Consider the following 10,804-nt stretch of genomic DNA (forward strand, 5'->3'; position numbering starts at 1 on the left):
CGCCAAACAGCCCGCACAAAGAGCCCGTTATGCGTCTGGCGCCAGATGCTTATGCACAATCGGTTGGTAACGGTTGTCCCGAAACAGCCATTTTGTGCAGCAGTTCTCAACACGCTGCAACTGCCTGTTTTGTGTGCATTTTATTTTGTGAACAAAAAATAACCAGGCCGGCTTTTGGTGTGAAGTGCCTATATCTAGGGCCTCTGCAAACTATTCATCAACAGAGTTATCCACAAGGCGCTTGTAGGATTTTTTGCCCTTTATTCGCGCTCGGCCAGCACCATCAGGTTGCGAGGGGTCAACGATGGTTCGCAGAAGCTGCCGACCTCGACGTTGTAGCCCTGTTCCACCATGAACAGTGCCCGGTCCAATACCAACCATAGTTCCAATGGGCGTCGAAACAAGCCTCTCACTAACTCAAGGTTGCGCACTTCGGCCAGGCGCTGCCAGCCGTGGGCTTCCAGCGTCGTCCAATCCTGTTCACCTGTGGATAAGCCCTTGAGGCTCGCCAGTTCCTGGCAGTAGTCGGCAAAGGATTTATCCAGCCAACTGGCGGGCAGGGAGGGTGTCGGCAGGTAGTCGTCGCAGCCGCGCACTTGCCGCTGTAGTTGGTCAAAGCCCAGGCGCCTGGCCATGGAGGTGTCTCGTTGTTGGCGTACACGGTTGCCGGCGGTGACGGTTTCGCTCAGGGGCAGGCCCAGGTCATCAATCGACAGTTGCAGCATGGAGGCGCGCCCGGCGGCGGAGAGGGCTTGATAACGGTCGGCGGTGATGCGGTTGTAGCAGCAGGGCGCCAGGGCCAGTTGTTTGCAGCCGGCGGCGCTGGCCCGTTGCAGCAGGCGCACGTGCAAATCGCCGCAGGCGTGCAGGGCGACCGGTGTGTGTTCGGGCTGGATCGCGACATCCGCCATCACGTCTTGCAGGTGATGGGTCGCGGGGAGGCCGTGGCGATCGCTCAAAGCTTGGCCGGAGGCGATGAGGGCGGGGTCGTACTCCAGGCAGGTCAGTTGTTGACCGGGTTGCAGCAGGCGGCGGCCTAGGTGGCCTTTGCCGGCGCACCAGTCCAGCCAGTGGGCAGGCGTTTGGGTAAAGGTCAACGCGGCGCCGAAGGCTTCAATCTGTTGCCACTTACGTCCGGGCACATCCACATTCAGCCGGTGGCGAGCGGGGTCAAGGGCGTGGACGGGTAACTTATCCACAGCACTCAGGTGCAGCGCTTGAGCGGCCAGCTGTGGAAAAGGGGCGGGTGCCGGCAGTTCATGGGGTTGGTTGTGACTGGCTTCAGCTTCGGCCAGCGAACGCTTGCGCAGCCATTGGGATAACGCTGGATGCTCGGTTTCCCAGGGCAACTGCAAATGAGTAAAGGGCCGTGGTCGCCACAGCCCTTGGTGTTCGGTCAGGAATGCATCCAGTGCCTGGAAGCGTGCCTCAACGTCCTTGGCACGCATCGACGCGCAGCCATTTTTCCAGCAGTTTGAAGCCGCGCACCAGCACGTAGGCCATCAGCAGGTAGAACAACCCCGCAGCGAAGAAAATCTCCACCGGCAGGTAAGTGCGCGCAATGATGGTGCGCGCCATGCCGGTCAGTTCCAGCAGGGTCACGGTGCTGGCCAGGGCGCTGGCCTTGAGCATAAGGATCACTTCGTTGCTGTAGGCCGGCAGGCCAATACGCGAGGCGCGTGGCAGAATGATGTAGAACAGCGTCTTGGGCTTGGACATGCCCAGGGCCCGCGCCGCTTCGATTTCTCCCGGCGGGATGGCCTGGATCGCACCGCGCAGGATCTCGGCGATATAGGCGGCGGTGTGCAGGGTCATAGTGGCGGTGGCGCACCAGAACGGGTCGCGCAGGTACGGCCACATGAAGCTGTTGCGCACGGCGTCGAACTGCGCCAGGCCGTAATACACCAGGAACAACTGCACCAGCAGCGGCGTGCCACGAAAGAAGAAAATGTAGCCGTAGGGCAGGGCACTCACGTACCAGCGGCGCGAAGAGCGGGCGATGCCGAGTGGGATCGCCAGCAGCAGACCGGCGATCACGGCGATTGCCACCAGCTCCAGGGTCAAGGTTGCGCCCTGGGCCAACTTCGGCAGCCACTTGATGATCACGGCCCAGTTCAGGCCCAGGTCAAAGTGCGATAGCCAGCTGTAGTCGCCGCTCATTGGGTGCTCCTTGCAAAGCCGCGGGCGGCGCGTTTTTCCAGGAAGTGCATGCTGGTCATCGCCAGTACGGTCAGGCCCAGGTACATGAATGCGGCGACCATGAAGAAGGTGAAGGGTTGCTTGGTCACGGTCACGCCGATCTGCGCGTGGCGCATGATTTCTTCCAGGCCGATCACCGACACCAGCGCGGTGTCTTTCATCAGGATCATGAACAGGTTACCCAGGCCCGGCAGGGCGATACGCCACATTTGCGGCATGATCAGCCGGGTGAAAATCCGAAACTTCGACAGCCCCAACGCCACACCGGCTTCGCGGTGGCCCTTGGGAATGGCGAGGATCGCGCCGCGGAACACTTCCGTTGCGTAGGCGCCGAAGCACAGGCCCAGGGCGATGACGCCAGCGGCGAAGGCGCTCAGGGACAAGTCTGGGTTTCCGAAGAACTCACCCAGGGCACGCATCAGATTGACGGTGCCGAAGTAAATCAGCAGCACCCACAGTAATTCGGGAATACCGCGAACGATGGTCGAATACGCACCGCCCAGCCATTGCAGCGGCTTGTACGGCGAAGTCTTGGCCAAGGCGCCGGCAAGGCCGAGCACCAGCCCCAGGCACAGGGCCGTGAGCGCCAGTTTGACGGTCATCAGCGCGCCGGCGGCGAGCGCCGGGCCGAATCCGTAGAGATCGAAATTCATGGTGTTTTCATATCGCGGCAGGCATTGCTAAAAGCCAGCGCGCTCGCAGGAGCGCGCCGGGCAGGCCGTTCAGATCATTCGATGCTGAACGGGAAGTACTTGTCGTTGATCTTTTTGTAGGTGCCGTCTGCCTTGATCTCTGCCAGGGCTTTGTTCAGGCGCTCGCGCAGCGGGTCGCCCTTGCGTACGGCGATACCGATCTTGTCGCTTTCTACCACCGGGTCGCCTTTGAATTCATAGGCCGAACCGTCTTTGCTCTTGAGCCATTCGTACTGCACGTACTTGTCAGCCAGGATGCCGTCGAGGCGACCGGAGGTCAGGTCGAGGTAGGCGTTTTCCTGTGTGTCGTAGAGCTTGGCTTCGGTGTCCGGCAGCTTGTCTTCCAGGTAGGTACCGGCCAGCGTTGCGCGCTGTGCACCGATCACCTTGCCTTTGAGGTAAGTGGCGTCGGTCTTGAAATCCGCAGTGGCTTTGGGCGCAATGAACTGCAGCTTGTTGGAATAGTACGGGTCGGTGAAGTCAACCGCCTGCTTACGCTCGTCGGTGATCGACAGCGAGGACACCAGGAAGTCGAACTTCTTGGCGTTCAGGGCCGGGATGATGCCGTCCCAGTCGGACACATACACTTCGCACTTTTCGACTTTCATCTTGGCGCACAGGGCGTCGCCGATGTCCTTGTCGAAGCCGACAACGTTACCGCTGGCGTCTTTATTGTTGAACGGCGGGTAGGCCGCTTCGATCCCCATTTTCAAGGTTTCTGCCATGGCCGTGGCGCTGAACGCCATCGAGACGGCCGCGGCCAGAAGGAATTTCTTATAGGTCTGCATGCATGTTGCTCCGTTAGCGGTTGCTGGACATGAATTGTTTGCAGCGCGCCGAAAGCGGGTTTTCAAACACCTGCTGTGGCGATCCTTGCTCTTCGACCAGGCCCTGGTGCAAAAACACCACTTCGCTGGATACCTGACGGGCGAAACCCATTTCGTGGGTGACCAGCAGCATGGTGCGGCCTTCTTCGGCCAGTGCGCGGATCACATTAAGTACTTCCTGAACCATTTCCGGGTCAAGCGCCGACGTCGGCTCATCGAACAGGATGACTTTAGGTTGCATCGCCAGGGTGCGGGCAATCGCCGCCCGCTGTTGCTGGCCGCCGGAGAGTTGCGCAGGGTAAGCGTGGCGCTTGTCGGCAATACCGACCTTGGCCAGCAGTGCCTCGGCCACTTCTATGGCTTCTGCCTTGCTTTGGCCGAGCACGCGACGAGGGGCCTCGATGATGTTGTCGAGGATGCTCATGTGCGGCCACAGGTTAAAGTTTTGAAACACAAACCCGATTTCGCTGCGCAGGCGGTTGATCTGCTTGCCGTCGGCGGCCATCAGTTCGCCGTTTTTCGCGGCCTTGAGCTTGAGTTCTTCGCCGGCCACCAGGATCTGGCCCTGGTGCGGGTTTTCCAGCAGGTTGATGCAGCGCAGGAAGGTGGACTTGCCGGAACCGGAGGAACCCAGGATCGAGATCACATCGCCGTCGCGAGCGGTCAGCGAGATACCCTTGAGTACCTCAAGCTCACCATAGCGTTTGTGCAAGTTGCGGATTTCAAGCGCGGGCGTGGCCTCGGCCATGTGCGGTCCTCATTGTGTTCGTTGCGATCTTCGCTGTTGGGCCGCCTTCCTGGCGAGGCGCCAAGCTAGCATAGCGTTTGGATGACAGCCAACAGCGCTGCGGACGGTTAACCGATGGTCTGCGGCAGGGTGTCGCATCGGCGCAGTAGCGTGTCGCGCCATCAACAACCTACAGACGTTTGAACCGGAAAGATCCACAGGCTTCGCGTAAAAAAGGGCGCGATGGTGCCAGCTTTGGCCGGGTGTTGGAAGGGTTAACCGGGCAAACGGTCCATATCAGCCCGTTTATGGGGCGTCACGTACTTTTTGTGTGTGTTTTTGGTGCGTCGGATTGACTGGAAGGTGAGTCGCACGGTAACGCTATAGCGGAATGCCATGATTCTCAATGACTTGCGAGTGCTGACGAATTGTCCTACAGCCCGCGTCAACTGCGGCTCTGTTACATTTTGGCGCAAATCTTGCGTAAAAAATAAAGAACGCCCTGTTGGATTCTTTTCACGAGAAAGGCTGCAGGCCGGGCGAACCGTTTTCGCAATTCCTCGCAAAGGTGTGTCAATGAGTAGTACGCAAAGCTCCAATGACCTCGAACAGGGGCTCAAACCGCGGCACGTCACCATGCTGTCGATTGCCGGCGTCATCGGCGCCGGTTTGTTTGTCGGCTCCGGCCATGCGATCGCTGCTGCCGGCCCGGCTGTACTGTTGGCCTATGCAGCCGCCGGTACACTGGTGGTCTTGGTAATGCGCATGCTGGCCGAGATGGCCGTTGCGTCACCCGATACCGGTTCGTTCTCTACCTATGCCGACCGGGCAATCGGCCACTGGGCCGGTTTCACCATTGGCTGGCTCTACTGGTGGTTCTGGGTGCTGGTGATTCCGTTGGAGGCCAACGCAGCGGCGACCATCCTGCACGCCTGGTTCCCCGACGTGGCGATTTGGGCGTTTACCCTAATCATTACGTTGTTGCTGACTGCAACCAACCTGTTCAGTGTGAAGAACTACGGTGAGTTCGAGTTCTGGTTTGCGCTGATCAAGGTCGTGGCGATCGTCGGCTTTGTGATCCTCGGCCTGGCCGCGATCTTCGGCTTCTTGCCCACCAGCCAGGTCAGCGGTGTTTCGCACTTGTTCGATACCCAAGGGTTCATGCCCAACGGCATGGGCGCGGTGTTGGCGGCGATCCTGACCACCATGTTCTCGTTCATGGGCACTGAGATTGTCACCATTGCTGCCGCCGAATCGAAGAACCCTGGCCAGCAAATCACCAAGGCCACCAATTCGGTGATCTGGCGGATTGGTTTGTTCCACCTGTTGTCGATCTTCATCGTGGTCTCCCTGGTGCCTTGGAACGATCCGACCTTGGCTGCCGTAGGTTCCTACCAGACTGTGCTGGAACGCATGGGCATTCCGAACGCCAAGCTGATTGTCGACCTGGTTGTGCTGGTTGCCGTGACCAGCTGCCTCAACTCGGCGCTGTACACCGCGTCGCGCATGCTGTTCTCCCTGGGCCGTCGCGGTGACGCACCGGCCGTGGCCAAGCGTACCAACAAGAGCGGCACGCCTTACTGGGCAGTGTTGCTGTCTACCGGCGCTGCGTTCCTGGCGGTATTTGCCAACTACGTCGCCCCGGCGGCCGTGTTCGAATTCCTGCTGGCCAGCTCCGGCGCCATTGCGTTGCTGGTGTACCTGGTGATTGCCGTGTCGCAACTGCGCATGCGTCAGAAGCGTGCGGCGGCGGGCGAGAAGATCGTGTTCAAGATGTGGTTGTTTCCTGGCCTGACGTACGCGGTGATGGTGTTTATCGTCGGTACGTTGACCATCATGCTGTTCCAGGAAGCGCACCGGGTCGAGATCATCGCCACCGGGATTCTGAGCTTGCTGGTGGTGTTGGCGGGGTTGGTGGTGGCGAGCCGTCGCAAGGCTCAAAGAGTGGGGGCTGCGGCGCTTAACTGATACGCCGCTATTGAAACTGTGGGAGCGGGCTTGCTCGCGAATGCGCTAGACCAGTCAATAATTGAGTGACTGTCAGAATGCATTCGCGAGCAAGCCCGCTCCCACATTTTTATTTTGCGTCAGTCGGGGGCGTTGGCCAGCGCCTGGGACGCCGCCACGTAGTCGGCCTGGAACTGCGGCGACTCAATCCACGCCAATGCGGCGGCTTCATCATCGCTGTCCGTCGCCCACTGCCGATACTCGATCAGCGCCGCCAGGATAAAGTCGGTCGCTTCCTCTTCGCCTTCCTGCTCCAGCACGAACGCCAGCAACGGGTGCGCCAGGAACACCGCACACAGCGCCTGCTGGCTGATCTCGCCGGCGGTACGCATTTCGACGAACAGTTCAGTCAAATCCACCGACTCAAGGTCGATGCGGCTGTCGTCGCCAGCAAAAGCATCCGGCTTGTGCGCCACGGCGCGCTGGGTGCGGTTTTGCTTGGCCTTGGCTTTTGCCCGGTGGGCGCGTTTTTGCTGCTTGTTTGGCGAGGCCATGGGCTTAACGTCCTTGGGGTCTGGGTTTAGAGGGTGTATTGAAGCGCAGGTTGGGGTAAATCCCAAGGGTTTCTCGGGCGGCAATGATTGCTGTAGTGCTCGACCTTATCTGCGCGGGTACTTAGGCTGACAGTCTATGGATCCACCAGAGCCCGCCCATGACCCGTGACACCCTGGAACACCATCAGGTCCCGATCTACTTCGTTGCCGTCTTTGCGGCCGTCACGTTTGGCCTGCTCTGGCCCTTGTCGGCGCAGGGCCTCAGTCTTTGGGTGACCCCTGCCATCGCCGTGCTGATGTATGCGATGTTTTTGCAGATACCCTTTCTTGAGCTGCGCCAAGGCTTGGGCAACAAGCGCTTCATGGGGGCCTTGCTGCTGGCCAATTTCATCCTGGTGCCTTTACTGGTGTGGGGGTTGACCCGCGGCCTGGTGGAGCGCCCGGCGTTGCTGGTGGGCGCTCTGCTGGTGTTGCTGACGCCCTGTATCGACTACGTGGTGGTGTTTACCCATATCGGCAAGGGCGACTCGCGGTCGATGCTGGCGGCAACCCCGCTGCTGCTGTTGCTGCAACTGCTGCTGTTGCCGGTATACCTGGGGCTGATGTTGGGCGAGCAATCGGCCGTGGTGGTGGCTGCGAGGCCGTTTGTCGAGGCGTTCTTGGGGCTGATTGTGGTGCCGATGCTTCTGGCGGTTTTGACCAGCACTCTTGCGCGGCGGTCGAGCATAATCAGTCATTGGAACAGTGCCTGGGCGTGGTTGCCGGTGCCGGCGATGGCGTTGGTGCTGTTTGTCGTGCTCGCTTCGCACATCACGGCGGTAATGCAGGATATCAATGTGTTGCTGCCAGTTATTCCGGTCTACGTGGCCTTTGTGTTGCTGGCGCCGTTGATGGGCATTGGGGCTGCGCGCCTGTTCGCACTGCCAGCTTTGACGGCGCGGGCGGTAACGTTCAGTGCGTCGACCCGTAATTCGCTGGTGGTTTTACCGTTGGCGCTGGCCCTGCCGGAGGATGTGCGCGGCTTGGCCGCAGCGGTGGTGGTCCTGCAGACCCTGATCGAGTTGGTTGCCGAGTTGGCCTACGTTCGCCTGATCCCGGCAGTGGTGTGGCCCTCCAGTCGGTAACCGCGTGAATGTTCAGGTCTGTTCAGGCGCCATTCAGGGGCGCGTTCGGCACCATACGCCAGCGCTTCCCACCTGACAGGTCACCCGATGGATCACCGCAACCGTTTTCGCCTGGAGTCACTGGGTATTTTCCTGGTCGCTCTCTTGTTGTTCACAGTAGGCATCTGGGATCAGCAGCCCCAGGGTTTTGACGGGCGTTGGGCGCTGTTCCTGCAGGAGATGTATCGCCATGGCGCGAGTCTTTTCCCCACCACCTACGGCCAGCCCTATGCGGATTACCCAGGCACCGCGACCTTCTTCAGTTATCTATTCGCCCGCTTGTTCGACGCGCCGAACCACTTGGCGAATGTGCTGCCCACGGCGCTCGCCTCGGCGGGTGTGATCGCGCTGATGTATCGTCTGCTGGCACCCTACAGCCGTGCCTGGTCGCTGCTGACGATGCTGCTCACGCTGCTCACCGCCCAGTTGCTCGAAAAGTCGCGCTCGGTGTGCCTGGACCAGATGGTCGCATTGTTATGCGTGGGCAGTTTCTATCTGCTGCACACCGGCGAACGCCTCGGGTCACGGCTGAGGCAACTGGCGGTGTTCCCGTTGTTCATCCTGGGTTTCGCCATACGTGGGCCGCTGGGGTTGATTGAAGTCTGCGGGGTGGTGTGTGTGTATTGGGCGTTGGGCAAACCGGGGGTGCGTGTCCGGCAGATCCTGATCCACGGCGTTGTCGGCCTGGTGTTGCTCGCCGCGTGCTGGTGGTTACTGATGAAGCTTGCGCGGTTCAGTGGTGGCAATGCGTTTGCCGATGAAGTTTTCAAGATGCAAGTCGGTGGGCGTCTGGATGAGTCGGGTGAGCCGTTTTACTTTTACTTCCAACTGAGCTTGTACCGCTACTTCCCGGTGGTTCCGCTGGCGTTTGCGACCCTGTTTGCGTTGCGCCATCGCTGGCCCGAGCGTTGGGGCAATGAGCACCTGCAATTGCTGGTGCGGTTCGGGGGCTGCGGCTTGATGATTCTGCTCGGCCTGTCGGTACCGCACTTCAAGCGCGCTTATTACATTCTGCCGATGGTGCCGATGTTTGCGGCTGTCGCTGCCTACGGGCTGCTGCATGCGCAAGGCTGGCTGGTGGGCGTGCGTCGTGGCTACGAATGGCTGGTCGCGGCGCTGCCGGCGTTGTGCGTGGTTGTGTTGTTTGTGTGTCGACACGCCTGGCACAAGCAGGGCTACTGGCCGGAGATTTCCTTGCCGTTGATGATCGGCGTGCTGGTGGTGCTGCAAGCCGCAGCGTTGATTGCCTGGCAGCGAGCATGGCGGTTGGTGTGGCTCAGTCTGATCGCCCTGGCGGCGCAATGGCTGTTGCTGGTGACGGTGATAGAGCCGGCCAAGGACCTGCAATTCGATACTCGGCGGTTTGTCAGCCAGGTGGAGGCGTTGCGCCAGGCGCAGCCGGGCCCTTTGGTATTTGTCGACCTGGCACGGGATACCTGGGCGGTGCGCTACATGATGAACCTGGATCACGATGAACAGCCGCTGTTTGTCGGGCGACACGAGCTTGAGAAATTGGCGGCGCTGCCCCGGCCCTCGTGGGTGATCGTGTCGCGCAAGGAGACCGCGCTGTTGAAGGGGTCGCCGGTGGAGCACTTGGCGCCGAGCTATCAAGGGCGCTTGAATGACAACCCGTTGATGGTGTTTTTGCTCAAGTAAGGAGGCCCTTGAGCCAAGGGCCTGTCGAGCAGATGATTATTTGCAACGGAAGCTTTCAGGCATCGTGACCGTATAGTTGCGCTGCACGCGGTCCTGGAAATTCAGGTTCTGCAAACCCTGCTGCACCAGGAAGGCTTCGACCTTGGCGGCTTGGCAGTCGTCGTTATAGGACGACGCCCTTAGCAGGTAGACAGCGCGCCTGCTCACTTCATCACGAGCGGTGACCCGGAAGGTGGTGAGCGTGGTGTAGCCGGTGCGCTCCGAGGTCCCTACCGGGCCGTAGGAGGTGTTTGGAGTGCTGGTGCAGGTTAGTTGGTCGGTCTTTTTCTTGTTCTTCTTGCATTGTGTGGTGGTGCTGTTTGCCACCTGCCCGTATTCGGTGGCGGTATAGCGATAAGTCACCTGCTTGCTGTCGACATCCAGGGTGACGGTCATTTTGATCGGTGCATGGTTCTTGGGCAGCGTGGTGTCGGTGAAGACATTGCGAAAGCCCTGGTCCTGCATGGCGCGGACCATGTCACGCAAGTAGTAGCGGGCGTTGAGCGAGTTTTCATCACTGCCGCCAGTGGAGGTCACCAGCACGGTTGCCTGTCGGTCAAAGTGGTAGTCCGGGTCAGGCGTTGCGTTGATTGCTACGTCCAACTGCGTGGCACACCCACTGAGCAGGGCGGTCAGTACTAATAGGGTGCAAAGCAAGAAGCGGGTCATGAAAAAACCTTACAACTGAGATTTGGGTAAAGGCTGAACGATTGAGTCCAGCCAAAAATAACCCTCAATCGTCTTCCTGCGACATCGTGTCCGTAAATGCGTGAGTCGTATTAAATCGCAGGCAATAAAAAACCCCAAGGAACACATTGTTCCTTGGGGTTTCTCGGTATTTTGGTGCCCAGAGACGGAATCGAACCGCCGACACGGGGATTTTCAATCCCCTGCTCTACCGACTGAGCTATCTGGGCAACGGGGCGCATTAAACGGGTTTTTCAGGGGGTCGTCAAGCAAGTTTTCAAAAAATATTTAATTATTACCGTCGCTTACGTGC

General features: G+C 59.7%; 10 protein-coding genes and 1 tRNA gene. 3 read left to right on the top strand and 8 right to left on the bottom strand.

Annotated features, from left to right (window positions below):
• Positions 1-260: 260 nt before the first annotated feature.
• The 5 genes from JMV15_RS12410 to JMV15_RS12430 all read right to left on the bottom strand — a co-directional run bounded on the left by JMV15_RS12410 (position 261) and on the right by JMV15_RS12430 (position 4,466).
• Positions 261-1,448, bottom strand: coding sequence for a methyltransferase (locus tag JMV15_RS12410; RefSeq protein ID WP_038448510.1), 1,188 nt, complete (start codon positions 1,446-1,448; stop codon positions 261-263).
• Positions 1,429-2,118, bottom strand: a complete 690-nt coding sequence (locus tag JMV15_RS12415; RefSeq protein ID WP_032803763.1) for an ABC transporter permease — start codon at positions 2,116-2,118, stop codon at positions 1,429-1,431. The genes JMV15_RS12410 and JMV15_RS12415 overlap by 20 nt, the downstream gene beginning before the upstream one ends.
• 38 nt (positions 2,119-2,156) lie before the next feature.
• Complete coding sequence (locus JMV15_RS12420; RefSeq protein WP_005783890.1) at positions 2,157-2,852, bottom strand: ABC transporter permease; 696 nt, start codon at positions 2,850-2,852, stop codon at positions 2,157-2,159.
• 74 nt (positions 2,853-2,926) lie between these two features.
• Entirely contained in the window at positions 2,927-3,679 is a 753-nt protein-coding gene (locus JMV15_RS12425; protein ID WP_014716503.1) for an ABC transporter substrate-binding protein, read from the bottom strand.
• A 13-nt stretch (positions 3,680-3,692) separates the two neighbouring features.
• On the bottom strand, positions 3,693-4,466 hold the full coding sequence (locus tag JMV15_RS12430) for an ABC transporter ATP-binding protein (protein ID WP_010213906.1): 774 nt from the start codon (positions 4,464-4,466) through the stop codon (positions 3,693-3,695).
• Between the two features lie 555 nt (positions 4,467-5,021).
• Between JMV15_RS12430 and gabP the strand changes: the two genes are divergently transcribed.
• Positions 5,022-6,413 (top strand): GABA permease, encoded by a 1,392-nt coding sequence (gene gabP / locus JMV15_RS12435; protein ID WP_201491554.1) that lies wholly within the window; start codon positions 5,022-5,024, stop codon positions 6,411-6,413.
• Between the two features lie 119 nt (positions 6,414-6,532).
• Here the strand turns inward: gabP and JMV15_RS12440 are convergent, their stop codons facing one another.
• The gene (locus tag JMV15_RS12440) at positions 6,533-6,946 is read right to left on the bottom strand and encodes a hypothetical protein (protein WP_201491569.1); all 414 of its coding nucleotides are present in this window, start codon (positions 6,944-6,946) and stop codon (positions 6,533-6,535) included.
• A 158-nt stretch (positions 6,947-7,104) separates the two neighbouring features.
• On the opposite strand from JMV15_RS12440, the gene JMV15_RS12445 reads away from it, so the two are divergent.
• A complete protein-coding gene (locus JMV15_RS12445; RefSeq protein ID WP_069868900.1) occupies positions 7,105-8,070 on the top strand; it encodes an arsenic resistance protein in 966 nt (321 codons plus the stop codon).
• 87 nt (positions 8,071-8,157) lie between these two features.
• A complete protein-coding gene (locus JMV15_RS12450) occupies positions 8,158-9,765 on the top strand; it encodes an ArnT family glycosyltransferase (RefSeq protein ID WP_014716507.1) in 1,608 nt (535 codons plus the stop codon).
• A 36-nt stretch (positions 9,766-9,801) separates the two neighbouring features.
• Here JMV15_RS12450 and JMV15_RS12455 read toward each other — a convergent pair whose 3' ends face one another.
• Positions 9,802-10,473, bottom strand: a complete 672-nt coding sequence (locus JMV15_RS12455; protein WP_014716508.1) for a YajG family lipoprotein — start codon at positions 10,471-10,473, stop codon at positions 9,802-9,804.
• A 172-nt stretch (positions 10,474-10,645) separates the two neighbouring features.
• Positions 10,646-10,721: transfer RNA gene (locus JMV15_RS12460), tRNA-Phe, on the bottom strand.
• Positions 10,722-10,804 lie beyond the last annotated feature (83 nt).

It is taken from the genome of Pseudomonas paracarnis, from assembly GCF_904063055.1.
GTDB classification, from domain to species: Bacteria; Pseudomonadota; Gammaproteobacteria; order Pseudomonadales; family Pseudomonadaceae; genus Aquipseudomonas; species Aquipseudomonas paracarnis.

Excerpts from the sequence above, each read along its gene's own strand:
- JMV15_RS12420 (WP_005783890.1), bottom strand. The coding sequence starts at position 2,852 with ATGAATTTCGATCTCTACGGATTCGGCCCGGCGCTCGCCGCCGGCGCG.
- JMV15_RS12425 (WP_014716503.1), bottom strand. The coding sequence starts at position 3,679 with ATGCAGACCTATAAGAAATTCCTTCTGGCCGCGGCCGTCTCGATGGCG.
- gabP (WP_201491554.1), top strand. The coding sequence starts at position 5,022 with ATGAGTAGTACGCAAAGCTCCAATGACCTCGAACAGGGGCTCAAACCG.
- JMV15_RS12455 (WP_014716508.1), bottom strand. The coding sequence starts at position 10,473 with ATGACCCGCTTCTTGCTTTGCACCCTATTAGTACTGACCGCCCTGCTC.
- JMV15_RS12410 (WP_038448510.1), bottom strand. The coding sequence starts at position 1,448 with ATGCGTGCCAAGGACGTTGAGGCACGCTTCCAGGCACTGGATGCATTC.
- JMV15_RS12445 (WP_069868900.1), top strand. The coding sequence starts at position 7,105 with ATGACCCGTGACACCCTGGAACACCATCAGGTCCCGATCTACTTCGTT.
- JMV15_RS12440 (WP_201491569.1), bottom strand. The coding sequence starts at position 6,946 with ATGGCCTCGCCAAACAAGCAGCAAAAACGCGCCCACCGGGCAAAAGCC.
- JMV15_RS12430 (WP_010213906.1), bottom strand. The coding sequence starts at position 4,466 with ATGGCCGAGGCCACGCCCGCGCTTGAAATCCGCAACTTGCACAAACGC.
- JMV15_RS12450 (WP_014716507.1), top strand. The coding sequence starts at position 8,158 with ATGGATCACCGCAACCGTTTTCGCCTGGAGTCACTGGGTATTTTCCTG.